Origin of the sequence: Croceivirga lutea (genome assembly GCF_014235875.1) — a bacterium.
In the GTDB taxonomy this organism is placed as follows: Bacteria; Bacteroidota; Bacteroidia; order Flavobacteriales; family Flavobacteriaceae; genus Croceivirga; species Croceivirga lutea.
Map to the genome: position 1 here is coordinate 318,702 of NZ_JACJUK010000002.1, position 25,067 is coordinate 343,768.

Sequence of the window (25,067 nt, forward strand, 5' to 3'; positions counted from 1 at the left end):
TTAGCAGTTATAACAAAAAACCCTTGCTATCTGAAGACAACAAGGATTTAAAATTGTAAAAGGTTCTTTTGGCGTTAGCCTACAATATTTACGATTTTTCCAGGGACTACAATTACCTTTTTGGGAGTTCTACCATCTAGGTACTTTATTGTTTGTTCGTGAGCCATCACGGTTTCTTCTATTTCTTCTTTAGTTAAGTCTAAAGGTAGCTCAATGGTAAACCTCATTTTACCATTAAAGGATATAGGATATTGCTTAGTGCTTTCAATTAGAAACTTTTCTTCAAATTTTGGAAAAGCTGCATTAGCTATAGATTCTGTATTACCTAACTTCTCCCATAGCTCTTCTGCAATATGGGGTGCGTAGGGCGAAACTAAAATAGCTAACGGACCTAACACTTTTTTACTTGTACACTTTTGTGCCGTTAGCTCATTTACACATATCATAAACGTAGAGACTGACGTATTAAAGCTAAAGTTTTCAATATCTTCTTCTACTTTTTTTATGGTCTTATGTAAGGTTTTAAGATTATCAGCGGTGGGTTCACTGTCATTTTGCGTTAAGTATAATTTCCAAAGCTTCTTTAAAAATCCATGAACCCCTGTAATACCAGCCGTGTTCCACGGTTTTGATTGCTCTAAAGGCCCAAGGAACATTTCATACAATCGTAAACTATCTGCTCCATACTCTTCACAAATATTGTCGGGGTTTACGACATTATATTTCGATTTGGACATTTTTTCAACTTCTCTACTCACAATATATTTTCCATCTTCTAGGATAAACTCTGCTTCTGCCAAATCTGGCCTCCACCGCTTAAATGCCTCAATATCCAATTCATCTGAAGCATTAACCAAAGAAACATCTGCATGAACTGGATTAACCTTTTTATCACCAACTACCCCTTTTGAATACACTTTGTTTTCTTCAACATCTTTATATACAAAAGCACTGGTGCCAGTTATCATTCCTTGATTGATGAGTTTTTTGGCAAACTCTTGTTTAGGAGCAACACCTCTATCAAATAAGAATTTTTGCCAAAAACGAGAATACAATAAATGCCCCGTGGCGTGTTCACTTCCACCTATGTACAAATCAACATCTTCCCAATAATTAATAGCTTCATCTGAATAAATAGCTTCAGTGTTACGCGGGTCCATATATCTATTAAAATATTGAGAACTACCTGCCCAACCTGGCATGGTATTAAGTTCTAATGGTCCTCCTATTTTACCTACCGGATTTGCATTCGTAAATTCTTCTTTGGTTACCACTTTTCCTTCGTCACCATATTGTAACCAATGCCAAGCTTTGGCATTACCTAAAGGAGGTTCACCGGTTTCTGTTGGTAAGTATTTATCAACTTCAGGTAATTCTAAGGGTAAAAATTGTTGTGCTAACATTTGTGGCAGTCCATCTTGGTTGTAATATACCGGAAATGGCTCTCCCCAATAACGCTGTCGACTAAAAACCGCATCGCGTAAGCGGTAGTTTATTTTACCTTTTCCTTGACCTAATTTCTCCAACTCTGCTATAGCTTTTGTCACGGCATCTTTATAAGGCAACCCGTTTAAAAAGTCAGAATTAGCTATTACCGTATTGGCTTTATCAGCAAATGCTTCTTCTGAAATATCAACACCCTCAAAAATATTTGGAATAGCGATATTAAAATGTTTAGCAAAATCATAATCGCGCTGATCACCACAAGGCACTGCCATAACAGCCCCTGTACCATAACTTGCTAGTACATAATCACCAATCCAAATTGGAACTGGTTCTTTAGTAAACGGATGTTCTGCATACGCTCCTGTAAATACCCCAGAAATTGTTTTAACATCTGCCATACGCTCCCGTTCGGAACGTTTTGCAGTAGCTTCTACGTAGGCTTCAACAGCTTCTTTTTGTGCTGGTGTGGTAATTTTTGACACCAATTCGTGTTCTGGTGCTAGCGTCATAAAAGATACACCAAATATGGTATCTGGCCTTGTGGTAAAAACTTCTATTTCACCTTCAACATCTTTTATTTTAAAGGTAACCGATGCTCCTTCTGAACGACCAATCCAATTGGTTTGAGAATCTTTTAACGGCTGTGGCCAGTCAATGGTATCTAAGCCATCTAACAAACGCTGTGCATAGGCAGTAATACGCATCATCCATTGGGTCATTTTCTTACGAATTACGGTATGACCACCACGTTCAGAAACGCCATTAACTATTTCATCATTAGCTAAAACAGTTCCTAAAGCAGGGCACCAATTAACCTCAGCATCTGCCAAATACGTTAAACGGTACTTTAATAAAATTTCTTGCTTTTCTTTATCCGAAAAATTAGTCCATTCCTCAGCAGAAAATTGTGCAACATCTTCGTCACAAACTGCCGCTATAGTTGTATTTCCGTCTTGTTCAAATTGCGCAATAAGCGTCTCAATTTCTTCGGCTTTGTCTGTTTTTTTATTATACCATGAACCAAAAAGTTGAATAAAAACCCATTGTGTCCATTTATAGTAGTCGGGATTAGATGTGCGAACCTCTCTACTCCAATCAAAAGAAAATCCAATTTGATCTAGCTGCTCTCGGTATCTATTAATATTAACTTCTGTAGTAATTGCTGGGTGCTGCCCAGTTTGTATAGCGTACTGCTCAGCCGGAAGACCAAAAGAATCGTAACCCATTGGGTGCAATACATTAAAACCTTTATGTCTTTTATAACGGGCATAAATATCACCTGCTATATACCCTAACGGATGCCCAACATGTAAACCTGCCCCAGAAGGATAAGGAAACATAGACAACACGTAGTATTTAGGCTTATCAGAATTATTTTCAGCTTTAAAAGTTTGATTTTTTGACCAATAGTCTTGCCACTTCTTCTCTATCTGTTGAAAATTGTATTGCATTGCAAATTTCTTCTTTTGAAAGGGCAAAAATAGGGCTTATCCACACAATACCGATTTACTTTTCTATTTTTACATTTACAAAGAGCACTATGGCGAAGTATATTGAACGATACCAAAAGCGAAGACTTATTTCTTCTTACTTTTCTGTTGCGCTAAGCATTGGCTTGGTGCTTTTTTTATTGGGAGTATTTGGACTTTTGGTTTTAAACACTAAAAAACTTGCAGACCACTTTAAGGAACAAATTACCATATCTGTTTTCTTAAAAGATTCTGCAAAGCCTTCTGAAATTGAACAATTGCAAAAAAGTTTATTGTTAGCTGAACACACCAAATCTGCCAGTTACATTTCTAAAGAAGATGCGGCAGACCAGTTTAGTGAAGATATTGGCGAAAATTTTCAGGAGTTTTTAGGCTATAACCCCTTAAAAAATGCCATCGACGTAAAATTAAAAGCAAATTTTGTGACACCTACTCAGGTCGCTGAAATTGCTGACAACTTAGCCACCAAAAGTTATGTTGAAGAAGTTAGTTATGATAAACCTCTACTTTCTTTATTAAATGATAATGTTAGAAGAATAAGTTTTTGGATTCTGGTTGCCAGTGGAATATTTACTTTAATTGCCGTATTACTCATTAATAGTTCTATAAGACTCAGCATTTACTCTAAACGTTTTATAATTAAAACCATGCAAATGGTGGGAGCCACCAAAAAATTTATCCGTAGACCTTTTATCTGGACGAATATTAAATTGGGTATGGTAGGCGCTTTACTAGCTCTTTTAGCTTTAGGTGGTTTTCTATTCTATATTAATGATACTTTTCCTGAGCTTAACTTGTTTGAAGATGCAGTTATGTTAGTTTCGCTCTTTGCAGGTATTTTTCTCTTAGGGATAATCATTTCGTACATAAGCACTTATTTTGCTACCCAACGCTTTTTGAATGTGCGCACCAATGATCTTTATTATTAAATTTGCGCCATGGGTAAAAAAAATCAAAAGGTTAAAGAGCCTTCAAAGCAATTTATCTTTAAAAAGAAGAATTATATTTTTCTATTTATTGGGCTTGCCTTTATTTCTCTGGGATTTATTTTAATGACAGGTGGTGGTAGTAATGACCCAAATTATTTTAATCCAGATATCTACAATTTTAGACGAATTCGCCTTGCACCAACGTTAGTGCTTATTGGATTAGGAATTCAGGTATACGCTATATTGTTAAATCCTGACAAAAAGAAAGACTAATTGGAAGTTATTGATGCTATAATTCTTGGTATTATTCAAGGATTAACAGAGTTTTTGCCTGTTTCATCTAGTGGGCATTTAGAATTGGGTAAAGCCATTTTAGGTGATAATTCTATCCCTGAAGAGAGTTTATTGTTTACTGTAGTGCTACATTTTGCCACCGCGCTAAGTACCCTTGTGGTTTTTAGAAAAGACGTGTTTGATATTATCAAAGGTCTTTTTCAATTTAAATGGAATGAAGAAACTGAGTTTTCTTTGAAAATTATCATTTCTATGATTCCTGCTGCGTTAGTTGGTTTTTTCTTAGAAGACTTTATGGAAGTTTTCTTTGATGGCGCCATAGTAATTGTTGGTATAATGCTAATTGTTACTGCTTTTTTACTGTATCTGGCAGATATGGCTAAAACCACTGAGAAAGGGGTTACGTTTAAAGGCGCTTTTATTATAGGCTTAGCACAAATGGTAGCTATGTTACCTGGTATATCTAGAAGTGGCGCTACTATTTCAACTGCAGTTTTACTTGGGGTAGATAAAAGTAAATCTGCTCGTTTTTCATTTTTAATGGTAGTACCCTTAATTATAGGTAAAGTGGCGAAAGATTTATTAGGTGGTGAAATTAGTTTTGAAAGTTCACAAATGACAGCTATGGGAGCTGGCTTTGCAGCCGCTTTTATTGCGGGTCTTGCCGCTTGTACTTGGATGATTAAAATAGTTCGCCAAAGTAAATTAAGCTACTTTGCTTTGTACTGTTTGATAGTTGGCCTTATTGCCATTGCTTGGAGTATTTGGGGGTAAATAAAATGGATAGCCTTACAAAAGACGACTTTCTTAACGGACAAACCCTTTTAATTGATAAGCCGCTGAACTGGACATCGTTTCAAGCGGTAAATAAACTCAAATGGGCTATTCGTAAAAAGTTCGACTTAGGTAAAAAATTCAAAATTGGTCATGCCGGCACCTTAGACCCTTTAGCAACGGGTCTACTAATAATTTGTACTGGTAAAGCAACCAAAACCATTCCAGCTATTCAAGGTCAACAAAAAGAATACACTGGGGTTATAACATTAGGTGCCACAACACCTTCTTATGATTTAGAAAGCGAAATCGACCAAGAGTTTTCTACCAGCCACATTACGGCAGAACTCATTGCTGAAACCAAGCAACAATTTTTAGGAGAAATTGAACAAATTCCGCCCATATTTTCAGCCGTTAAAAAAGATGGTAAAAGAGCATATGAGCTTGCTCGAAAAGGTGAAGAAGTACAACTTAATAGCCGACGAATTACAATTTCAGCTTTTGAAATTTCTACAGTGCAATTTCCGAATTTGCATTTTAAGGTAAGCTGCAGTAAAGGAACATATATACGTTCTTTAGCACATGATTTTGGAAAAGCCTTAAATTCTGGCGCTCACCTTTCTGCCCTTAGAAGAACCAAAATAGGTGAATTTCACGTAGATAATAGTGTGAGCCCAGAAGATTTTACGGCTAATCTCTAGCTAGAAAACACCTGAAAATCCTTTATGGGGAAATGAAATAATTCTAAAAAAAATTGGTTATAATAGCACTATGAACTTGACCCGAAAGCAGTTATCATTATTGATTACCGTCTTTACTATGGCCAATGTTGTGCTATTATCATACAACATTCACCTTGGTGCTAAAGAAGAAGATGAGTATGTTATTGAAATGAGCCTCGCTGAAGAAGACTTGGAGGAGTTATTTGAAGAGAAAGAAAAATTAGAAGAGCTTGCTCAGAATAACAGCCCTATTGAAAGTCATACCGCCTATAATGAAGCTGCCAAATCATCTTATGGTAACCCAGAACCTCTTAAGACTCTTGACGAACTCTTAGAAGAACGCGAAGCTACTAATCAGCAAGAATTATTAAGTAACGACAACGGTTTTGCTGCTAATTTAAAAGAGCTTGCTAAAAAACGGGAAGAGCGTAAACGTGAGTTAGGTGAAAAAAACGCAGATAAAAAAGAATACACCAATAACTTAAAAGATAAGCGTACCACAATTACCTATTCTTTAGTTGACCGTTCTGCTTACCATATTCCTCCACCTATTTATACCTGTATTGAAGGAGGTAAAGTTGTAATTAATATACAAGTTGATGAATTAGGTAATGTATTCGAAGCTAGTTTTAATGCCAAAAGCTCTACCACTTCTAACGGTTGTTTAGTGGAAAATGCAATTGCTTATGCGTATAAGGCTTCTTTTAACTCTTCAAAAAAACAAATGCAAAAAGGAACAATTACCTATCAGTTTCAAGGTAAGTAAGCAGTACTACCAAATCATTTAATATATCTTTTCCTTTGTCTTTGTTATACCACTTTTGAAGGTCTTGCTTAAATTCTGCCGTTAACTTACCATGTTCTTTTTTATAGTCTTCTACCATTTTGGTAGCTACAAATGACCTTGGACCCCACTCACCTATTACTGCATTAGTTTCTTGTTCTAACATAATTAACTTTGGTATTGAACGAGCACCATTAGTAAGAAAAGCATCCATTAGTTCGAGGTTTTCATCTCTAAGAACTATTTTCAAATTAATATTTGGAGCCAATTCAGCAATTTTATTCATTACTGGTAGACTAGGAGAAGCATCTCCACACCAACTTTCAGTTAATACTAACCATGTTACTTTATCTTTAAATGAATTTATTTTTTGGGTAGCGTCAACATCTAACTTTAATGTTTTATCCCAACGGTTCATTCGTTTATCATTAAGCTGGGTATAATTAGCTAAGCTTTCAGTTTTTTCTGGACCTGTATTGGAATTTTGCTCGGCCAATAATTTAACCATAGCCCTATAATCACTATAACTTATACTTTTTACTAAAGCTTCATTTAATATTTCTGCTGACACTTTCTGAATTGTTTCCATACATTAAAACTAAAGTTCAAAATTAGTATCGTTTTTTATTCCAAAACCTAACAAAAATCATGAAAAAACCACCTATTTAGGTGGTTGTTGTTATTCATTTTATTAGAATTTATAGCGCTTCTGGGTTTATTGCTAAGCTTTTAAATAGGTTAGCCTTTGCTCCCAAAAACTTATTTTGAACTTCAATCTTTTTTAATTGGGCGTCTATAAGTTTACTCTCTCTAGAGTTTATTAAGAATAAAGAACTTTCTCCAAAACTAAACTTACGTTCTTCAGCTGCTAACAGTTGCGAATAATTATTTACTATTTGCCCTATTAAGCCTGTTTGCTCTTGATACGAATCAATTTCTGTATACACTGCCAATATTTTATTTCTAATAGATACCTCAGCATTATCTCTATCAAATTGAGCATCTTGCAATTTAAATTTTGCCAATTTTAAATCCCCTCTCTCTTTTCGTAAAAACAATGGAAAATATAAACTTACCCCGGCCTTGTAATTATCTGTTACCAAAGAATTTAATTGATCATAGCTTTGAGTTAAAAAGTTATACTCCACATCTAATTGAGGAAGTAATTTATTGGCTTTAAGGTTTCTATCTACTCGTAAGCCATCAACCTTATAATTTAACGACCTTAGCTTTGGATGATTCTCTATAGAAAAACTATCTAAGGGTTTTCCTAAAATTTCTAAGGTAAAATCAACACTGTTTTCGGGCTCTATTTCTGGAATTACATCAGGCTGCAACTCCACTGGAACATTATTAATCCATAGGAAATTAGAAAGCTCTAACGATTTTTTTGCCAAGTTTAATTTGGCTTGTTCTAAGCCTAATCTTCTATTTTCGACAGCAATTTTTGCTTCAACCGTATCTATAATAGCTATATCACCTAGTAGCGCACTTTGTTTTACACCCTCAAATCTGGTAGAAGCATTTATTAGAAAATCTCTGTAAATATCGGCTTCGTTATACGCCTTTAACCAATCAAAATAAGCTAAAGATGCATCATACAAAACCTGGTTCACCAACAAATCTTGGTCTGCTTTTGCCTGCTCTCTAAAAAATTTAGCTTTGCGTAGGGTTGCCATTCGCTCATTAATCCAAGAGCCTCTTAATAATGAAGCTGAAACACCAACGGAATATAAACCATCTTCTGGCAAAGTTTCATCAGGATTTATAAAGTCTCCTTCATCCTGTTCAAAATTTCCCTTAATTTCTATACCGTAATAAGTTGGTATTTTAAAGGTGGCATTTAATCGATTCCAATACTCGCTACCTTTAAATTCTTTACGGTTATAGTCAACTTCAATTTTTGGGTCAAAGCCTCCACGCGCTTTCATAAGGTTTGCTTGCCCTATAGAAACAGTTAGCTGAGCTTGCTTTGCTATAGGATGATACCTTTTTACATACCCCAAGTACTCATTAAATGTAAGTACCATATCATCTTGGGCAAAGCCAAAATTGAAGAATATCAGAATTAAACCTAATACCAGACGCTTCATTTTTTTGCGGTTTTAGATGAAGAACCAGAGGTTTCTGGCTGATAATAATTTGGTGGGAAACCATTTAATTGTCGCCATAATTCGAACCAAATTTGCACATCGTCTAGAAGGGCTAATGTGTTTGCGCCTGAACCAACCCTTAAATCTTTTGGCCACTCTTCTGCTGTTGGGTCTGGTGCCACCAAAACCCTATACTTTCCATTTGGGCTTATAAATGTTTCAATTGCCACTATTTCACCTCCGTAGGTACCATAAGATGCATTTGGCCAACCATTAAATACTATTGCGGGCCAACCATCAAACTGTATTCTTATTTTTTCACCAATATGCACTAAAGGCAAATCAATGGGGTCAACAAAAGTTTCAACGGCCATATCATAATTAGCCGGCATAATTCCCACCAATCTATCGCCTTCCTTAAAGGTTTCACCTATACCTGCTTGTAATGCTTTATTGATAAAGCCATCTTGCGGGGCTCGAATGTAATGTAGCTGACTACGCATTTCGTAGTTGGTATATTCATTCTCTAGCTTTGTTACTTGGGCTTCAGAATCAAATTGATTAGACTGAGCCGTCATCATCTCACTACGTGCTTTTGAGATTTTATCAGTGTATTCTGCTTGAACACGCCCAATTTCAACTTGAGCATTAATTACATCATTCTTACTTGCTAAAAGCTTATTTTCTTGTGATATTAATTTTGCCTGAGTTTCTTGTAATTTAAGGCGTTTTTCTTCTGTATCTGTCATTGCCTTTAGCCCTTCTGATTGTAGTTGAACTACACGATCATATTGCCGTTGCGCAATTGTAATATTAGTTTTAGCAGCCTCTAAATCAATACTATCACTTTGTACCTTTAACTTAGATTGCAAGAGCTTATTTTTTGCTTGCTGTAATTTTAAACCTCTTTCTTGGTTTAAAGCACTAATTTGAGTGTTCAACGCTTTTACTTTTTCTTGGTATGAGGTAACAGACATTTCTTTTGCCTTTAATTGCATGCCTGTTCGTTCTACTAACCTAGGGTCAAAATATTCGTTTTTAACCTCTGAAATAAACAGAATTGTATCTCCCTTTTTAACAAAATCACCCTCTCTTACAAACCACTTTTCTATTCTACCAGGTATTGGTGACTGTATAGTTTGTGGTCTTTGATCAGGGGTTAAAGTGGTTAAATAACCTTTACCAGATATGGTTTGGGTCCAAGGCAAAAACAGTATGATTAGTACGATAATGGAAAATGCTAATAAGAACTGATTAAACCTTTTATAGTGTCTTTTATGAAAGACTCTTTCTCCGGCTTTGTACTTAGACAAATCAACCGTTCTATTCAATTTATTTGGTGATATGTTAAGCATTGTTATTCTTTTTTTCGTTTAAGATTTTACCATATTCCATGGTGATTATTCGGTCACAATGATTTAACCATTTGGTGTTTTCACTAACGATGACTAAGGCCCAACCATTAGCAGGGTCTGTAATAAATTTCATCAACTCATCTGCCTCTTCTTTGTAAAATTGATCTAATGGATCTTTAAGCAATAATAATTTTGGCTTATTAATAATACTACGCGCCAATACTATTTTCTTAGAAACGATATAGGGAATTTGTTTTCCTTCAGGATACAAAATGGTATGTATGCCCAAAGGTTGTTCTTTAACCCACTCTGTTAATTTGGTTTTTTCTAATACCCAATAAACTTGTTCTTGAGAAATATCTGGGTTACCAAAAGTGATGTTGTTTAGTAAGGTTCCTTCAAAGGGTGTTTCATCACTTAATGAATGCCCTAAATGTGAACGATAATAATTGAGATGAACGCCTTTAAGCGAAACGTTATTTACATAAATACTACCATTATTTGGCTCTAAAATACCTGCAATTAAACGTAAAAGGGTAGATCTACCAGAGCCTGCCTTTCCTTGTAATAAGATTCGACATTCTGGAGAAATGGTAAGCGAAACATTGTCGATAATAGTTTTGTCTCTTTGAGGAACATTGAAAGAAACATCTTTAAGTTCTACCGTAAAACCTTCTGATTCTCTAAAAGGTTTTTCTCCTTCTTGTGACTCTAGTTCTTTATCTACAACTTGTCCTAGCTTTTCTAGTGAAGTAAGAATATCGTAGAAATTTTCTAGACCTAATATTAGCTTCTCAACTGAGCTAATAACTAATAAAATGATGATTTCTGCAGCTACAAATTGTCCGATATTCATTTCTTGATTAAGCACTAAAAGTCCGCCGATAAGCAATAAACCAGCAGTTACTAGCACTTTAAAGCCAATCATTTGAATAAACTGAATTACTAATATTTTGAAGTGACTTTCTCTGGCATCTAAATAGTTAGCTACCAAGGTGTCATTTTTATCAATTGCATGAGACGTTTTACCAGATAGTTTAAAACTTATAATACTACGAGCAACTTCTTGTATCCAGTGTGCTACTAGATATTTGTTTTTAGATTCTTGCAAACTAGTATCTAAACCACGTTGAGCGGTAAATCTAAAAACAATGTAAATCAATAATAACAGTAGTAGACCGTAAATAATGAAAAAGGGGTGGTAGAAAGACAGCAGTATTAACCCAAAAATAATCTGAAGTAATGCCGCTGGAAAATCAATAAGAATTTTAGACAATCCTTTTTGAATGGTTAACGTATCAAAAAATCTATTTGCCAATTCTGGCGGATAAAAATTACGTAACTCACTCATTTTAATCTTCGGAAAACGATACGAAAATTCAAATGAAGAACGTGTAAATATTTTTTGCTGAACGTTTTCTATAATACGTATCTGCATTAACTGTAAAAGTCCAACAAATGCTACGCCTAAAGTAACTAGAACAACTAACACTATCCAAGACGTACTCACTTGTGCACCTTGAATTAAGTTAATTATAGCCTGAATACCTAAGGGCAACGATAAGTTTACCAAACCTGCAAATATTGCATAGTAAAAGACCTGAAATATATCTTTCTTGTCTAACGAGAGTAGCCCAACAAAACGTTGCCAAGCTGTTAATATGTCTTTAGTCATTGTTGAGTGTTTTTTTGACCATGTTTAGTAAAAATGCACTAGGCTGCTTGTTTTCACTACAATTAGTCAAGGTAGGAAAGTGATCTTTTAAAAAGTGTTGATGTAAATTGGCTTCCATTATGGTGCTAGCCAAACTCGTAGGATAGCTATAATTTGAATCTACCGCAGCTATCATTGTAGATAGCCTGTTAACCATTCTTTTGTAAATTTCAAAGTATCCACTTTTGTTTTCGCCATCAACCTCTTTGGTTAAATACGACTTAGATGACTCTTTAATCACAATTCTACCTAACACTACCTCATTAATATGATTAAATGTAGAATCTTCTTCAATGGTTTTTGTTACTATCTCAATGGCCTTCTCTAGTTTTTCCCAAGGATTAGAAATGCTGTTTGTAGCAAACACCAATTTGTATTCTACCCAACCCCAATACCAACTGGTTAAATACACCAATAATTTGTGCTTGTTTTCAAAATACCGGTAAATAGAACTTTCGTTGGAGCCAATTTTAGCGCCTAACTTTTTAAAGGTAAATGCTTCAAAACCTATCTCATCTATCATTAAAATACTATGAGAAACTATTTTCTTTCCTAAACCAGAAGACTCTGGGTCCTTTAAATAGATTTTATGATTAATAGAGATTTTGACCGAGTTTAATAACTGATCCATGTTAACAATTTTTTGTCAAAAATAATAGTTTTACTATCATAGTATAATAGTTTAACATTTTTTAACGGTAGCTTTACTGTATTCTGTTTTTACATATTGTATTTTTGAGGATACAATAAAAACATATAACAACAATTAATAATCTAAAAATTTAGATATATGAAAAGAGGCAAAATACTATTCGTACTTTTTGGTTTATTAGCAGGTATTGTTAGTGCTCAAGAGAAATTTGATGACATGGTAACAGTTGGTGACACGCTATACATTGGGGAACCTTCTCAAAATACTTATGAATACATCGACATTCCACGTAAAAATTTCATTATTAAGAAAGGTGGAATAGCCAATATTTCTAGTATTAACAATACTACAGTTACTGTTACTAATATTAAGAAATCAAAATCTGGAGAAACAATTGTTACGTTCAAAAAAGCTGACGGTAACAAATTCTTTAAAGCGTATAGAAAATTAAGCGCAAATTTAAATGGAGCAATTAATGCTGGAGAGCTTAATTTTCCAAATAATGAGGAAAATGATTTAGCAAAATAACATAGGTTAGTTAGTTTAAAATTAAGCCCTATCTATTTCTCATAATAGATAGGGCTTTTTACTTTTAATTACTTTGATATTCTTGTAACCATTCAAATTGTTCTATTACAATCTTATCTTTTGCTTCTTCTAAATACGCAAGTAACGCATTGGCAACAGGACTCAGTTTTTTATTTTTTAACCAAACTAAATTCCACGTGGTTTTTATTGGCAGTTTTCGCTGTGATACTATAGATAAATCTCCTTGTTGTAATTCATTTTTTAATCCAATAATTGGCATAATAGAACAACCTAAGCCTGCTATTACCGCTTGTTTTACCGCTTCATTTGATGTTAACTCAATTTTCTTTTCGGTTTGTATTCCTTCTTTCTTTAAGTAGTTTTCCATTGCTGCTCGGGTAGCTGAACCGTTTTCTCTAAATATTAATGGCACCGTCTCCGTATTTGATTTCTTGGCCAACTTTACCTTTTTAAAATAATTTTGATTAGCTACCAACTGCAAAACATTGGGTAGAAGCGGTAATGCATTTAACTTTAAATGTTCTGGCAATACAGAGACTAACGCAAAGTCTACACTGTTAGCCTCTAAATTTTCTACAACATTAAGTTTGTTAGTTACATCCATAACCAAATCAACTCCTGGATGAATCTTCATAAAATCTGATAAGAAGTAGGGCATTACATATTTACCAGTAGATACTACACCCAATTTTAAATTTCCTGCTAATTGTCCACCTAAAGCTCTGGTTCTATAATTTATTTCGTTAGCTGCTGTTAAGACTTCTTGAGCGGTTTTAGCAATTTCTCTTCCAAACTCTGTTATATAAAGTTTTCTACCAATTACCTCAAATAGTGGCACAGGAAACTGATTTTGAAAATTTTTTAATTGTATAGACACCGCAGGTTGGGTTAAAAATAACTCCTCAGCCGCCTTTGTAATACTTTGATAATGAGAGACTCTCTCAAATATCTGCAATTGATGCAGCGTATAATTCATAAATTATATTTATGTATTGAATAATAAATATAAATATTATTTAATGAATTTGTCGCTACATCTTTGCAAAAAGAAACATTATGGAACTTAAAACTATTTCTGAACAAGATGCATCTAAAAATAGTCGAGTAAAACAACATGGTTTATACAAAAATCCTCTACTACTAACCTTTATTGGTTTCATTTTTGGTGGTATGCTAACACTTTCTGCCACAAACGGATTTCTTCATTTTGGGTATTTGGCTATGGGTTCAACAATTGTTTTTGCCTTAATTGGAATACATGTTTTAGGTTCTCAACAAACAAAAAGAAATTAAAAATGACAACAACAGAAACAAGAACTACGCAAAAAATTAATTTGGTAGAAGGTGAGTTTTCAGCTTCAGAAGCTTTAGATGTGGTACAATCATTATTAAACGAAAAAATCAACTTTCATAAACTACAACGTTTGTCTTGGTCTGAAGGTTGTTCAACCGCAGACACGGCATATCCTGATAGTAGAATTCAAGAATTAGAAAACGAAAAGAAAATTCTTAAAGATTTTATTGCCCAGATAAGACAACACGGAAATAAATTAAGAATTCACGGCACCCTCAACATTTCTCTTGTTGAAGAAAACTAATTCATAGTGGACATACATCTTTTAGTAGATAACCTTACTAACCCTGCACTGTTATTTTTCTTTCTTGGCATCATAGCAGTGCAGTTAAAAAGTGATTTAGAAATACCCCCTAACTCTTCAAAATTTATATCTCTTTACTTACTATTTTCTATAGGATTTAAGGGTGGCCAAGAATTGGCTCATAGCACTATTGATGGTGAACTAATTTGGTCCCTGTTATTCGGAATATTTCTTGCATTAGTGGTTCCATTTTACAGCTACTTTATTCTAAGGCGTAAGTTTTCAATTGAAAATTCTGGAGCAATTGCTGCCGCATATGGCTCTGTAAGTGCGGTAACTTTTGTAACCGCAGTTTCATTTCTAGAGATTGAAAACATATCTTTTGGGGGTCATATGGTTGCCGTAATGGCACTTATGGAGGCCCCTTCCATAATAATTGGAGTACTTCTAATGGCCATGTTTACTAAGAAAAAACCTAAAAATGGTGAATTAAAAAAAGTTGTTCATCATTCTTTTACAAACGGTAGTGTTTTATTAATTCTAGGTAGTTTGATTATTGGTTACTTAGCCAGCGAACACCAAGCTCAGGGTATAGCCCCATTCACCACTGATATTTTTAAAGGTTTCTTAGCTGTATTCTTGTTGGATATGGGAATAACTAGCGGTAAAAAACTAAACGATTTTTTGAAAAAAGGATGGTTTGCCTTGTGTTTTGCAATAGTTATTCCGGTGTTTAACGGTATTGTTGTTGCATATACTAGTCAGTTTATTACATCTGAGATTGGCAATCGTTTTTTATTCGCAATTTTAGCAGCAAGTGCGTCATACATTGCAGTACCTGCAGCAATGAGATTAGCTGCACCTAAGGCCAATGCCAGTCTTTATTTACCAATGGCCTTAGCTATTACATTCCCTTTTAACATAACCCTAGGCATGCCTCTTTATATGTATATTGTGCAAAACTTTTAGCATAATAAAATGAAGAAAAAATGTGGTTGGTGTTTAGGAGACGAGCTTTATGAAGCTTACCATGATAATGAATGGGGAGTTCCTGTTTATGATGATAAAACATTTTTTGAATTCATTATTCTAGAAACATTTCAGGCAGGGTTAAGCTGGATTACTATTTTAAGAAAGCGAGAAAACTTTAGGGCAGCATTTGATGATTTTGATTATAAAAAAGTAGCTAATTACCCACCTTCTAAACTAACAGCTTTACAGCAAAATGCTGGTATCATAAGAAACAAACTCAAAATAAATTCAGCTGTCAGCAATGCAAATGCTTTTTTAAAAATACAGGAAGAGTTTGGAAGTTTTAGTCAATATATTTGGGCTTTTGTTGATGGAAAACCTATTAAAAGTTCTTACCTTAATTACAAAGATGCTCCTGCAACCACGCCTTTGTCAGACAAGATTAGTAAAGACCTTAAAAAAAGAGGCTTCAAATTTGTTGGCAGTACCGTGGTCTATGCTTTTTTACAAGCTACTGGCATTGTTGATGACCATGAAACAAGTTGCTTTAAGTTTTCAAATAACTAATAAAAACTTCTCTAGCAATTTCTTCTGCACCTAAACTTTTTAAATGATTAGTGTAGACTTGGCAATCAATTAACTTGTATTTCTTTTTTTCTAACTCTTGCGATAGTTTAATAAAAGCAAATTTAGAGGCATTAGAGACTAAACTAAACATGCTTTCTCCGCAAAAGACTGTTCCTAAATCTATACCATACAAGCCTCCTACAAGTTTATCTTTCTGCCAAACTTCATAAGATTTAGCGAACCCCATTTCATGCAATTGGGTATAGGCATTGAGCATATCTTTTGTAATCCAAGTTCCCTCTTGGTCTTTTCGCTCAACCTTAGAACAATGTTTAACTACCTCAGAAAAGCATTGATTTTTTGTTAACGTGAATTCATCGTTTTTCAAGACCTTTCGCATAGATTTTGAAATTTTTAACTTCTCTGGAAACAACACCATTCTTGGGTCAGGACTCCACCACAAAATCAACGAATCATCATTAAACCAGGGAAAAATTCCGCTACGATAGGCCAATAATAAACGTTCTGGGGATAAGTTGCCCCCAACTGCTAATAAGCCTTCGGCATTAGCGGTTTCTAAAGGAGGAAATTCTAACCGATCATTCAACACAAACAAAGGATGTTGTCTTTGTTGACCGTTCATAGTTTTTATTTCAAAATTTATGAAATAACACCCAAAAAATCAAGTTCTAAAAGCTTAGATTGCCTTTTAAAATGGCAAATCATCATGATCTTCTTCTTTTAAATCGTCTGCCGGTTCAAAAGCGTCCATTGGTGGAACGGGAGGTATATTTGAATTTTCTTGAGAAGCTGTCTCCAAATTTTCAACTCTCCAACCTTGTATTGAATTAAAGTACTTGGTTTCACCCTGAGGATTTACCCACTCTCTACCTCTAATATTAATGCTAACCTTTACCATTTGACCAACTTGAAAATTATCTAACAAATTAGTTTTGTCTTGTACAAATTCTACCAAAATATGTTGAGGATATTGCTCTTCTGTAGTAATTACCAACTCTCTCTTACGAAAACCATTGTTACCATAAGTTTTGGTGTCATCAACCATTTTGATTCTTCCCTGTATTTCCATCATTCTATTTTTAGCAAATTCAAATGTAAACAAATAGTATACTAATCTTACCTTTTTTTAGTTTGGGTTTTCAACAGCTTTTTTACAAATAGTGTATCTTTAATAAACAATTATTTCCTACATGGACTTCACTCCTAAAAGAAGGACTACCAACATAATTTTATTAATATCAGCCTTTGTTATTGTTAGTCTTATTCTTTGGAACACTAATGTGTTTTTTGACCAGTTTAAAGATGAAGAACGCAAGAAAGTAGAAATTTGGGCTAATGCTTTAAAAGAAGTTCAACAGTCTTCTGTTGATGAAGAATTAGGCAACTTACCTTTAGTTGTAATCGCCAACAACACTTCAACTCCAATGATTTTGGTAAATGATGATGGCACCCTAAAAACCCATAATATTAAAGATGAAATAGCCGCTGATTCTACCAAAATTGTAACGCTAATTAAGAAATTCTCTAGTGAAAATGAACCTATAGAAATTGTTTCTGAAGGTGATATTTTACAAGTGCTCTACTACGGTAATTCTGAAGTTTTAAATAAACTAAAATTTTATCCAATAGCCCTTTTACTCATTATACTTTTATTTGGTACCGTGATTTATTACATCTTCAAATCTAACCGTATAGCTGAGCAAAACAAGCTTTGGGCAGGTATGGCCAAAGAAACTGCACACCAAATAGGAACACCATTAACCTCTTTAATGGGATGGAGTGAATTATTAAAAACCGAAAACATAAATGAAGAAATAACAGTTGAAATACAAAAAGACATCTCAAGGCTTGAAACTATTACAGAGCGTTTTTCTAAAATTGGTTCTATACCCGAACTTAAAGCACATAATATTGTAGCTGAAACTAATATGGCTTTTGAGTACCTTAAAAGAAGAAGTTCAAAATTGGTGCATTTTTCGTTTGAAACAGATTTTGATGAAATACCTGTGTTACTTAATACACCGCTTTATAACTGGAGTATTGAGAACTTAGTTAAAAACGGAATTGACGCCATGAAGGGTAAAGGAAATATTGGAATACAAATAGAAAAAAAAGGTGCCAATGTGCTTATTCTAATATCAGATACTGGTCATGGTATTGCCAAAACAGATTTCAATGATATCTTTACACCAGGATATACCACCAAAAAAAGAGGTTGGGGCTTAGGTCTTTCTTTAGTAAAAAGGATTATTGAAGAATATCATAATGGGAAAATTCGAGTACTTTCGTCTAGTAAGGAAGGTACTATTATGCAAATTTCCTTAAAGATCATTAAGTAGTATGGTTAAAGAGAAACAGATTAAAATAAAAGAGGCTGAGATAACAAATAATTGTCCTGTTTGTTTTAATCAAGAATTAATGCTCACTTTCTACCAAAAGCATAAATACACCGCTTTTTACCAAAAAACTACAGACGTAGTAACTAATGAAATTAAATGCAAAAAATGTAGTTCTGTTATTTATCCTGTTGATTGGACCACGGATATTGAACGTGTATACGAGTACTACAACAAACTGGTACAACCAGATAAAACTTCTATAAGATTTACAACACTATTTTTTGTGCTACTATTAATTTTGCTGGCAGCAATTGCTGGTGGTATATATGTGTATCTTGAAGGTATTATTTAACCTCAGCTCGAATTCTTTCTGCCAAATTTTCAAACTCCACTGGAGATAGCTTTTGCTTTGTTTGAAAAGTGGCATCAGCCATAGCGTTTAATGGAATTAAATGCACATGAACATGAGGAACCTCTAAACCTATAACGCTCATACCAACCCTTTTACAATCCACAACCTTTTTTAAGGCGAGAGCAATTTTTCTTGAGAACTGCATCAAACCAATGTAAGTTTCTTCGTCTAAATCAAAAATTTTATCAACCTCCTTTTTAGGAATACAAAGAGTGTGACCTATTGCATTTGGATTAATATCTAAAAATGCATAAAAATTGTCATCTTCCGCAATTTTATAAGAGGGTATTTCTCCGTTTATAATTTTGGTAAAAATGCTAGCCATAGTTCTAAATAGTTCAAAAAAAATCCCATTGACAATCAACGGGATTAAATTAATAGATTTAAAGTAAAATTGAGCCTAATTTCGAGTAATCTCTAAGATTTCAAGCTTCATAACTCCATTTGGCACGGTTACCTCAGCAATATCACCAACAGATTTACCTAAGAGGCCTTTGCCAATTGGAGAATTTACAGATATTTTACCCTGTTTTAAATTAGCTTCGCTTTCAGCTACCAAAGTATATGTCATCACCATATTGTTAGCTGGGTTTTTAATTTTAACTGTAGATAATACCAGAACTTTTGAAGTATCTAATTGCGACTCATCTATTACTCTAGCGCTAGCTAAAGTCTCCTCCATTTTTGCAATCTTCATTTCTAGTAATCCTTGAGCTTCTTTAGCAGCATCGTATTCTGCATTTTCAGATAAATCTCCTTTATCTCTTGCCTCAGCAATTGCTTGTGAAGCCTTTGGTCTTTCTACATCTCTTAGATAATCTAACTCTTTTCTGAGCTTTTTCAATCCTTCTTCTGTGTAGTATGAAACTTTACTCATAACTATATTTTTAGACAAAAAGACACCGTAGAAAACCTTTATTTTGGGCTCTCTCGATGCGCTTTGGTTTTATAAATGAAAAATCCCCAACTTGGGCCACTAAAGGGCTTTTAGCGAGGATTTAACGCAAATATATATAATTTTTGTTCATTTTTACTCAAATTTTAAGTGATGAGAAATCTATTCTTACTGATAATCACTCTTTTAGTATTTTCTTGTGATGACGATAGCGCTAACCGAAATCCGTTCTTACAAGAAACCAATTTTAGCTTTGATTTAAATCTTAGCCTACCCCTTTATAACAATTTAAATAATATTGGAAATCCTGTTTACGTAGGTCTTGATGGTGTGGGTATACGAGGAATTTTTGTTATGCAAGTTAGCCCAGACCAATTTTTTGCTTTTGAAGCAAGTTGCCCTAACCATGCTCCTAATAGTTGCTCTACCATGATTTTAGATGGTCAAAATGTTCGTTGCTCTTGTGATGACTTTGAATACAATTTATTTAACGGACAGTTTTTGAATAGACCAGACGATGGTCAACAGTACTATGATTTACTTTTTTACAGAACTTCTTACAATGGTAATTCTGTTTTTGTGTCTAATTAATTACCCCTAAAATTTTATCCATTACCCAACTCGTATGTAGTCCAGATTCTCCTGTAGAAGGGTGTACAGCTTCTCCAAACAAATGCTTTTTAATATTAAGAACATGAAATTCTTGCACATGTTTAGGATGTGGAATTGTTAGCATCAGTCTTTCATTTTTGTTAACCAAAGTAACTGGTGCTTCATCTAATACTGAAAAGGTTATTTCTCCCTTATCACCCGTAATAACCACCTCATCTTTTGGCTCATGGCTACCAAAGTTCCAAGTACCTGTACCAATAATTCCGTTTTTATGCATCCAAGAACCCGTTATTGCATCGTTGGCAGAATATAAACCTAATTGATTTGTAGCAATACCGGTAGCTTCTTTGACTTCACCTAATAAAAAACAAAATAAATCTAAACCATGGCTTGCTAAATCATCAAAATATCCGCCTGGTGCTATGGCCGAATCTGTCCTCCAATGGTAAGTTCCACTTAAATCTATTGGACTAGCGGTTCTAGTTTTAAGCCAACTTAAGTGCCGAACCTCTCCTATTTTATGGTCATCTAACCATTCTTTTATTTTTAAAAAACGAGGGAGTGACCGTCTGTAATAAGCTATAAACAGAGGAATATTTTGACTCTTAAAAGCTTCATATATAGCTAAACTATCTTTATAGCAAGGAGCCATTGGTTTTTCTACACAACATGGTTTTTTGGCTTGAGCAACTTTTAGGGCATAAAACTTATGAGTATCTGGTGGTGTAGCAATGTAAATAGCGTCAATTTCTGGGTTATTAATAAGTTCATCAGCATCTGTAGTATAGTAGGGAACCTGATGTCTTAAAGCGTAGTCTTTTACTTTTGCTTTGTTTCTACGCATAACCATTTTTAACTCAAAATCTGGAGTTAGTTGGTATGGTGGTCCACTTTTAAGTTCGGTTACATTTCCGCAACCAATAATTCCCCAACGAATAGGTTTTTTAAATTGCATAGCTCAAATAACAAAAAAAGCGTGGAAATTTCACTCCACGCTTCTTAAAATATTGTCTTATTCTATTAAATCAAATTTGGATAAACTAAATCATCAAAATTTAATTTGGTTGTTTCCAATTCATTTAAATTAAGCCAATTAATAAAATCTTGTACTCGTTTTTTACTCATAACTCCCCAACTATCCTCATTTTCTAAGGCTGAAGCAGAAATTTTTAATGAATCTATTAAATCTATTTGTCTGTCTTTTTTAGGTAAAAACGGTTTTAAAATCTCAGCCGCTTCATTAGGATAATCTTTACTAAATAAAAACCCCTTCTTTGTTGCGCTTAGAAAATTAGCATAGACTTCTTTAGACTTAGCTACTCTTGTTCTAGAACCCATTATTATTGGAGAATAGCTATAAGGAATTCCGAAATCTGACAGTTTAAAGCTTCGTAAAACTAGACCCTTAGACGTAGCTTCTACGCCTTCCCAGTTCATAAAAACCCATGTGGCGTCATAGGTTGTATTTTCTATGGTTTGCCAAATACCTAATTTTTGTGGATAAACTACCCGAATGCTTCCTTCACCTCCATCATTCTTAATCATTTGTTTTACAATTTCATCTTCATAACGAGCTTTGTAAGAAGCATAACTGCAATTATCTAAGTCTTTAGGGCTTTTAATGTTTGAATCTTTTCTAACCACTATGGCGCTTAAATCTTCTTGAAAAACAGTGGCAATGGCAACCGCATCAAACGTAACAGCTTTGGTTTGATAACTGATAACGCTTTCAAAAGGACATAACGCTAAATCTGCATTGCCTAATTCTACTTTTTTGGCTGGAGTTCTAGCATAATTATCTAACGCCGGATTAATTATTTCAAAAGCTATTTCAACATCAGCATAAAAGCCCTTCTCTTGAGCCACAAAGAATCCAATATGATTGCTATTGGGAGTCCAGTCTAAAGCCAATCGTAATTTTTTCAACTTTAAAAATTTAGAGTTGCACCTAATAAAAAGTTAGTTCCTGCTTGGGGGTAAAAACCAGCTCCTTCAACTGTAGTAATTACTCCAGGCTGAGAAAAATCATCATCAAATGTGTAGAAATATCCATTAGAAATAATGTCTTGATTGAATATGTTATTTACTAAACCAGATAAAACAATACTTTTTACAAACCCATTTACAGGAAGTGTATACTGTACATTAAAATCGGTTTGTGAATACGCATCTAAAGCAGAACTTTCTGAATCTATGTTACCCATAAATTGTTTACCAACATATTTAGACAGTAATGAAATTTGCCAATCTTGATTCGGCATAAATCCTATGATATTACCGGCAACAACATCTGGCGAAAATGCAATATTAGTATTACCTAAGTTTTGTATTACGCCGTCTCTCTGAAATACAAAATCGATATTTTTATTACTACTTAAAGCAATATTTGGTCTAATAACCCACTTATTTCCTAAAGCAACTGTTGCATCTATCTCTAAACCAAATCTATAACTATCTCCTACATTTGCGCGTAAAGGTGCTCCAACATCATTAAGTTCTCCCGTTAAAACTAGCTGGTCTTTGTATCTCATGTAATACACATTGGTATTTACTTGAACAGACGGATTTATATACCGCCAACCTAATTCAAAATCATTTAACTTTTCTGGTCTAGGGTTACCGTTTTCATAATCGTTTCTGTTAGGTTCTCTGTTAGCTCTAGCATAAGAGAAATAAAAATTATTATTTGAATTTAAATCAAAGGTTAATCCTGCCTTAGGATTGAAAAAATTAAAACTATCATCTACAATACCTGTATCTTCTCCTTCAGCTTCATAAGTAACCCCTCGGTATTGTAAATCACCAAACAAACTCCACTTATCATTTAGATTATAAATTGCCTTTGCATAGGTATTAAAATCGGTTTTTGTAGAAGTATCATCGTAATAACGGTCTCTGTAATCACTATTACTCGCAAAACGAGCCCAGATTACTTCGCCAAAGTGGTCTCCTTTATATTGGTTATAACCACCGCCTAATATTAATTGTAAGTTTTCACTTTTATAATTTATAGAAGCCACCACACCATAAAAATCATTATCTAACCATCTTCTTCTAATTAAATCAGTGGTGTTAATTTCTTCACCATCTACCGTTAATGGCTGAAAACCATAGGTTTCAAAGTCATCATCTTCTCTAAATTGCTCAAAAAAGCCTCTGCCTCTAGTATAATGTAATGCAATATTGGAGTTCCAGTTGCTATTTAGTTGCTCATTCCAATGCAACTGAAAATGGTCTTGCTTATAATTATCCACTTCATTTTCATAAAATTGAATATTACCTGCATCATCAAAATAAACGCCAGCTACGTTAAAAGTTCTGTTTTCTTCAATATTCGGATTTTCTCCTAATGCTTCAACATAAGCAGGTTCAAAACCATACCAAGATTGATAGGTAATTTCATGCCCCCCAAATAACAAAGCTTTTATTAATGTATTGTCATCTTTATAAGCACCTTGTAAAAAGTAGGACTCTAATTTAGACGAAGCTCTATCTATATATCCGTCAGAGGTAATTCTAGAAAGTCTACCAGATATTTCTATGTGGTTATTTAATAAACCTGTACTGAACTTGATATTGTTTCTTAATGTATTAAAGCTACCTATAGAACTAGAGATTTGGCCGTATGCCTCTTCAGAAAAAGCATCTGTAAGTAGATTTAAGCTAGCTCCAAATGCACCTGCCCCGTTTGTTGATGTACCCACACCTCTCTGTAATTGCAAGCTTTGCGTGGATGATGCAAAGTCTGGCATGTTTACCCAAAATGTTCCTTGAGATTCCGCATCATTATACGGTATACCATTTATAGTTACGTTAACTCTAGTAGCATCACTACCTCTTACCCTAATGCCCGTATAACCTACACCGGCACCGGCATCTGAAGTGGTGACTACACCAGGTAAAAAATTCATTAAAATTGGAATGTCCTGACCTAAGTTACGAGGCGCAATCTCTTCTTTGTTTAAATTAGAAAACGTTACCGGAGATTCTTTAGTAACACGCACTGCTTGCACTAGAACTTCATCTAACACTACTTGTTTACCTTGAGTGGTATCTTGTTGTTGATTTTGCTGTGCATTTATCGATAACGAGAGGCCACACAGTGCCATGATTGTGAAAATAGATTTTTTCATCCGTAAATAGTTTACGAATAAAAGGGGCTATTATTCTGGTTAAAAATGATTTTTATTTGAGCGACCCAATGCAAGGTTTTTTTGACAGCTTACTAGCTAGTTTCTTGCTAAAAATATCTAGAAGATATTTTTAAACGCTCTGTCCCTTAGCAGCATTACCTGCCCAGGTTCAATGGGTATAATCTCAGCCTCTAATGAAGCACCCCTTTGAGATGGCTGCAAATGTAAGCGCTAAAATTTTAATAACAAAAAAAGACCGCCTTAGCGGTCTTAACCTTTTGCAAGGTTTTGGCAATGCATGGTTAGTGTGCATAGCATCGCCCAATCATCGGGGCGTTAATGGGGGATTTAGTATAGTGTTTCTTTCTTCTTTTGTTTCTTTTTAAGAAGGGCCGTATCGAATGCTCTTTACGGCCCAATCAATCAACCAACCAAAAATCCGAGACCTTGCGGCCTATTCGGAGTATGTATATTTAACTTTATTGTCTTCTAGTTCTTCTTCTGAAGGCATTTCTTCTTTAGTATCTTGCTCTGCTGCATTAAGTAGTGGTGCTGTAATTGTTAATGTTGCTACCAATACTAATCCTAAGATTGCCGATTTAAAGAATGCTTCCATTGTTTGTTAGTGTTTTACATTTATAAGACACCACATTTTTGAAAAGGTCACAATTGGGCAAAAAAAATTCCTGAAAATTTTCAGGAATTATTTTAACTCT

Annotated in this window: 28 protein-coding genes; 13 read left to right on the forward strand and 15 right to left on the reverse strand. The window is 34.3% G+C overall.

What is annotated here, in order from left to right; all coding sequences use genetic code 11:
• Positions 1-74 precede the first annotated feature (74 nt).
• Complete coding sequence (gene leuS, locus H5V42_RS04920; RefSeq protein ID WP_185782013.1) at positions 75-2,897, reverse strand: leucine--tRNA ligase; 2,823 nt, start codon at positions 2,895-2,897, stop codon at positions 75-77.
• Positions 2,898-2,986: 89 nt separating this feature from the next.
• On the opposite strand from leuS, the gene H5V42_RS04925 reads away from it, so the two are divergent.
• The 5 genes from H5V42_RS04925 (at position 2,987) to H5V42_RS04945 (ending at position 6,421) form a co-directional block, all read left to right on the forward strand.
• Positions 2,987-3,865 (forward strand): cell division protein FtsX, encoded by an 879-nt coding sequence (locus tag H5V42_RS04925; RefSeq protein WP_185782014.1) that lies wholly within the window; start codon positions 2,987-2,989, stop codon positions 3,863-3,865.
• Between the two features lie 9 nt (positions 3,866-3,874).
• Positions 3,875-4,138, forward strand: coding sequence for a DUF3098 domain-containing protein (locus H5V42_RS04930; protein ID WP_185782015.1), 264 nt, complete (start codon positions 3,875-3,877; stop codon positions 4,136-4,138).
• Positions 4,139-4,933 (forward strand): undecaprenyl-diphosphate phosphatase, encoded by a 795-nt coding sequence (locus tag H5V42_RS04935; RefSeq protein ID WP_185782016.1) that lies wholly within the window; start codon positions 4,139-4,141, stop codon positions 4,931-4,933.
• 5 nt (positions 4,934-4,938) lie between these two features.
• A complete protein-coding gene (truB, locus tag H5V42_RS04940) occupies positions 4,939-5,634 on the forward strand; it encodes a tRNA pseudouridine(55) synthase TruB (RefSeq protein ID WP_185782017.1) in 696 nt (231 codons plus the stop codon).
• A 70-nt stretch (positions 5,635-5,704) separates the two neighbouring features.
• Positions 5,705-6,421 (forward strand): hypothetical protein, encoded by a 717-nt coding sequence (locus H5V42_RS04945; RefSeq protein WP_185782018.1) that lies wholly within the window; start codon positions 5,705-5,707, stop codon positions 6,419-6,421.
• Here the strand turns inward: H5V42_RS04945 and H5V42_RS04950 are convergent.
• From H5V42_RS04950 to H5V42_RS04970, 5 genes are all read right to left on the reverse strand, one after another.
• A complete protein-coding gene (locus H5V42_RS04950) occupies positions 6,396-7,028 on the reverse strand; it encodes a thioredoxin family protein (RefSeq protein WP_185782019.1) in 633 nt (210 codons plus the stop codon). The genes H5V42_RS04945 and H5V42_RS04950 overlap by 26 nt on opposite strands.
• Positions 7,029-7,137: 109 nt before the next feature.
• The gene (locus H5V42_RS04955; RefSeq protein ID WP_185782020.1) at positions 7,138-8,532 is read right to left on the reverse strand and encodes a TolC family protein; all 1,395 of its coding nucleotides are present in this window, start codon (positions 8,530-8,532) and stop codon (positions 7,138-7,140) included.
• Positions 8,529-9,887, reverse strand: a complete 1,359-nt coding sequence (locus H5V42_RS04960) for an HlyD family secretion protein (protein WP_185782021.1) — start codon at positions 9,885-9,887, stop codon at positions 8,529-8,531. The genes H5V42_RS04955 and H5V42_RS04960 overlap by 4 nt, the downstream gene beginning before the upstream one ends.
• Positions 9,880-11,562 carry a peptidase domain-containing ABC transporter gene (locus H5V42_RS04965; RefSeq protein WP_185782022.1) on the reverse strand — a complete coding sequence of 561 codons (1,683 nt, stop codon included), beginning with the start codon at positions 11,560-11,562 and terminating at the stop codon, positions 9,880-9,882. The genes H5V42_RS04960 and H5V42_RS04965 overlap by 8 nt, the downstream gene beginning before the upstream one ends.
• Positions 11,555-12,232, reverse strand: coding sequence for a TetR/AcrR family transcriptional regulator (locus H5V42_RS04970; protein WP_185782023.1), 678 nt, complete (start codon positions 12,230-12,232; stop codon positions 11,555-11,557). The genes H5V42_RS04965 and H5V42_RS04970 overlap by 8 nt, the downstream gene beginning before the upstream one ends.
• Positions 12,233-12,391: 159 nt before the next feature.
• Between H5V42_RS04970 and H5V42_RS04975 the strand changes: the two genes are divergently transcribed.
• Positions 12,392-12,781 carry a hypothetical protein gene (locus tag H5V42_RS04975; protein ID WP_185782024.1) on the forward strand — a complete coding sequence of 130 codons (390 nt, stop codon included), beginning with the start codon at positions 12,392-12,394 and terminating at the stop codon, positions 12,779-12,781.
• Positions 12,782-12,845: 64 nt separating this feature from the next.
• On the opposite strand, the gene H5V42_RS04980 is transcribed toward H5V42_RS04975, so the two are convergent.
• A complete protein-coding gene (locus H5V42_RS04980) occupies positions 12,846-13,778 on the reverse strand; it encodes a LysR family transcriptional regulator (RefSeq protein WP_185782025.1) in 933 nt (310 codons plus the stop codon).
• A gap of 80 nt (positions 13,779-13,858) precedes the next feature.
• On the opposite strand from H5V42_RS04980, the gene H5V42_RS04985 reads away from it, so the two are divergent.
• From H5V42_RS04985 to H5V42_RS05000, 4 genes are read left to right on the forward strand one after another with little or no spacing between them, the layout of a single operon-like run.
• Entirely contained in the window at positions 13,859-14,095 is a 237-nt protein-coding gene (locus H5V42_RS04985; protein ID WP_185782026.1) for a hypothetical protein, read from the forward strand.
• Between the two features lie 2 nt (positions 14,096-14,097).
• Positions 14,098-14,400: a hypothetical protein gene (locus H5V42_RS04990; protein ID WP_185782027.1), complete on the forward strand. Its 303-nt coding sequence runs from the start codon at positions 14,098-14,100 to the stop codon at positions 14,398-14,400.
• Between the two features lie 6 nt (positions 14,401-14,406).
• Positions 14,407-15,369, forward strand: coding sequence for a sodium-dependent bicarbonate transport family permease (locus tag H5V42_RS04995; protein WP_185782028.1), 963 nt, complete (start codon positions 14,407-14,409; stop codon positions 15,367-15,369).
• A 9-nt stretch (positions 15,370-15,378) separates the two neighbouring features.
• Positions 15,379-15,939: a DNA-3-methyladenine glycosylase I gene (locus H5V42_RS05000; RefSeq protein WP_185782029.1), complete on the forward strand. Its 561-nt coding sequence runs from the start codon at positions 15,379-15,381 to the stop codon at positions 15,937-15,939.
• Here the strand turns inward: H5V42_RS05000 and aat are convergent.
• On the reverse strand, positions 15,920-16,582 hold the full coding sequence (aat, locus tag H5V42_RS05005) for a leucyl/phenylalanyl-tRNA--protein transferase (protein WP_185782030.1): 663 nt from the start codon (positions 16,580-16,582) through the stop codon (positions 15,920-15,922). The two genes, H5V42_RS05000 and aat, sit on opposite strands and share 20 nt — an antisense overlap.
• A 66-nt stretch (positions 16,583-16,648) precedes the next feature.
• On the reverse strand, positions 16,649-17,029 hold the full coding sequence (locus H5V42_RS05010; RefSeq protein ID WP_185782269.1) for a DUF3127 domain-containing protein: 381 nt from the start codon (positions 17,027-17,029) through the stop codon (positions 16,649-16,651).
• A gap of 121 nt (positions 17,030-17,150) precedes the next feature.
• On the opposite strand from H5V42_RS05010, the gene H5V42_RS05015 reads away from it, so the two are divergent.
• Together H5V42_RS05015 and H5V42_RS05020 are read left to right on the forward strand one after the other, a co-directional pair.
• Positions 17,151-18,299: a sensor histidine kinase gene (locus H5V42_RS05015; RefSeq protein WP_185782031.1), complete on the forward strand. Its 1,149-nt coding sequence runs from the start codon at positions 17,151-17,153 to the stop codon at positions 18,297-18,299.
• A gap of 1 nt (position 18,300) precedes the next feature.
• Entirely contained in the window at positions 18,301-18,651 is a 351-nt protein-coding gene (locus tag H5V42_RS05020) for a hypothetical protein (protein ID WP_185782032.1), read from the forward strand.
• Here the strand turns inward: H5V42_RS05020 and H5V42_RS05025 are convergent.
• A complete protein-coding gene (locus H5V42_RS05025) occupies positions 18,644-19,036 on the reverse strand; it encodes an HIT family protein (RefSeq protein WP_185782033.1) in 393 nt (130 codons plus the stop codon). The two genes, H5V42_RS05020 and H5V42_RS05025, sit on opposite strands and share 8 nt — an antisense overlap.
• A gap of 75 nt (positions 19,037-19,111) precedes the next feature.
• On the reverse strand, positions 19,112-19,588 hold the full coding sequence (gene greA / locus H5V42_RS05030) for a transcription elongation factor GreA (protein ID WP_185782034.1): 477 nt from the start codon (positions 19,586-19,588) through the stop codon (positions 19,112-19,114).
• A gap of 171 nt (positions 19,589-19,759) precedes the next feature.
• Between greA and H5V42_RS05035 the strand changes: the two genes are divergently transcribed.
• Positions 19,760-20,197 carry a Rieske (2Fe-2S) protein gene (locus tag H5V42_RS05035; protein ID WP_185782035.1) on the forward strand — a complete coding sequence of 146 codons (438 nt, stop codon included), beginning with the start codon at positions 19,760-19,762 and terminating at the stop codon, positions 20,195-20,197.
• Here the strand turns inward: H5V42_RS05035 and H5V42_RS05040 are convergent.
• From H5V42_RS05040 to H5V42_RS05055, 4 genes are all read right to left on the reverse strand, one after another.
• A complete protein-coding gene (locus tag H5V42_RS05040) occupies positions 20,190-21,173 on the reverse strand; it encodes a Gfo/Idh/MocA family protein (RefSeq protein ID WP_185782036.1) in 984 nt (327 codons plus the stop codon). The genes H5V42_RS05035 and H5V42_RS05040 overlap by 8 nt on opposite strands.
• A 65-nt stretch (positions 21,174-21,238) precedes the next feature.
• Positions 21,239-22,144 carry an ABC transporter substrate-binding protein gene (locus tag H5V42_RS05045; RefSeq protein ID WP_185782037.1) on the reverse strand — a complete coding sequence of 302 codons (906 nt, stop codon included), beginning with the start codon at positions 22,142-22,144 and terminating at the stop codon, positions 21,239-21,241.
• Positions 22,145-22,146: 2 nt separating this feature from the next.
• Complete coding sequence (locus H5V42_RS05050) at positions 22,147-24,351, reverse strand: TonB-dependent receptor (RefSeq protein ID WP_185782038.1); 2,205 nt, start codon at positions 24,349-24,351, stop codon at positions 22,147-22,149.
• Positions 24,352-24,805: 454 nt separating this feature from the next.
• The gene (locus H5V42_RS05055; RefSeq protein WP_185782039.1) at positions 24,806-24,967 is read right to left on the reverse strand and encodes a hypothetical protein; all 162 of its coding nucleotides are present in this window, start codon (positions 24,965-24,967) and stop codon (positions 24,806-24,808) included.
• Between the last annotated feature and the right edge of the window lie 100 nt (positions 24,968-25,067).

Bases quoted from the DNA above. Each gene is read 5' to 3' on its own strand.
- leuS (WP_185782013.1), bottom strand. From the start codon at position 2,897: ATGCAATACAATTTTCAACAGATAGAGAAGAAGTGGCAAGACTATTGG.
- H5V42_RS04925 (WP_185782014.1), top strand. From the start codon at position 2,987: ATGGCGAAGTATATTGAACGATACCAAAAGCGAAGACTTATTTCTTCT.
- H5V42_RS04930 (WP_185782015.1), top strand. From the start codon at position 3,875: ATGGGTAAAAAAAATCAAAAGGTTAAAGAGCCTTCAAAGCAATTTATC.
- truB (WP_185782017.1), top strand. From the start codon at position 4,939: ATGGATAGCCTTACAAAAGACGACTTTCTTAACGGACAAACCCTTTTA.
- H5V42_RS04945 (WP_185782018.1), top strand. From the start codon at position 5,705: ATGAACTTGACCCGAAAGCAGTTATCATTATTGATTACCGTCTTTACT.
- H5V42_RS04950 (WP_185782019.1), bottom strand. From the start codon at position 7,028: ATGGAAACAATTCAGAAAGTGTCAGCAGAAATATTAAATGAAGCTTTA.
- H5V42_RS04955 (WP_185782020.1), bottom strand. From the start codon at position 8,532: ATGAAGCGTCTGGTATTAGGTTTAATTCTGATATTCTTCAATTTTGGC.
- H5V42_RS04960 (WP_185782021.1), bottom strand. From the start codon at position 9,887: ATGCTTAACATATCACCAAATAAATTGAATAGAACGGTTGATTTGTCT.
- H5V42_RS04965 (WP_185782022.1), bottom strand. From the start codon at position 11,562: ATGACTAAAGACATATTAACAGCTTGGCAACGTTTTGTTGGGCTACTC.
- H5V42_RS04970 (WP_185782023.1), bottom strand. From the start codon at position 12,232: ATGGATCAGTTATTAAACTCGGTCAAAATCTCTATTAATCATAAAATC.
- H5V42_RS04975 (WP_185782024.1), top strand. From the start codon at position 12,392: ATGAAAAGAGGCAAAATACTATTCGTACTTTTTGGTTTATTAGCAGGT.
- H5V42_RS04980 (WP_185782025.1), bottom strand. From the start codon at position 13,778: ATGAATTATACGCTGCATCAATTGCAGATATTTGAGAGAGTCTCTCAT.
- H5V42_RS04985 (WP_185782026.1), top strand. From the start codon at position 13,859: ATGGAACTTAAAACTATTTCTGAACAAGATGCATCTAAAAATAGTCGA.
- H5V42_RS04990 (WP_185782027.1), top strand. From the start codon at position 14,098: ATGACAACAACAGAAACAAGAACTACGCAAAAAATTAATTTGGTAGAA.
- H5V42_RS05000 (WP_185782029.1), top strand. From the start codon at position 15,379: ATGAAGAAAAAATGTGGTTGGTGTTTAGGAGACGAGCTTTATGAAGCT.
- aat (WP_185782030.1), bottom strand. From the start codon at position 16,582: ATGAACGGTCAACAAAGACAACATCCTTTGTTTGTGTTGAATGATCGG.
- H5V42_RS05010 (WP_185782269.1), bottom strand. From the start codon at position 17,029: ATGGAAATACAGGGAAGAATCAAAATGGTTGATGACACCAAAACTTAT.
- H5V42_RS05015 (WP_185782031.1), top strand. From the start codon at position 17,151: ATGGACTTCACTCCTAAAAGAAGGACTACCAACATAATTTTATTAATA.
- H5V42_RS05020 (WP_185782032.1), top strand. From the start codon at position 18,301: ATGGTTAAAGAGAAACAGATTAAAATAAAAGAGGCTGAGATAACAAAT.
- H5V42_RS05025 (WP_185782033.1), bottom strand. From the start codon at position 19,036: ATGGCTAGCATTTTTACCAAAATTATAAACGGAGAAATACCCTCTTAT.
- greA (WP_185782034.1), bottom strand. From the start codon at position 19,588: ATGAGTAAAGTTTCATACTACACAGAAGAAGGATTGAAAAAGCTCAGA.
- H5V42_RS05035 (WP_185782035.1), top strand. From the start codon at position 19,760: ATGAGAAATCTATTCTTACTGATAATCACTCTTTTAGTATTTTCTTGT.
- H5V42_RS05040 (WP_185782036.1), bottom strand. From the start codon at position 21,173: ATGCAATTTAAAAAACCTATTCGTTGGGGAATTATTGGTTGCGGAAAT.
- H5V42_RS05050 (WP_185782038.1), bottom strand. From the start codon at position 24,351: ATGAAAAAATCTATTTTCACAATCATGGCACTGTGTGGCCTCTCGTTA.
- H5V42_RS05055 (WP_185782039.1), bottom strand. From the start codon at position 24,967: ATGGAAGCATTCTTTAAATCGGCAATCTTAGGATTAGTATTGGTAGCA.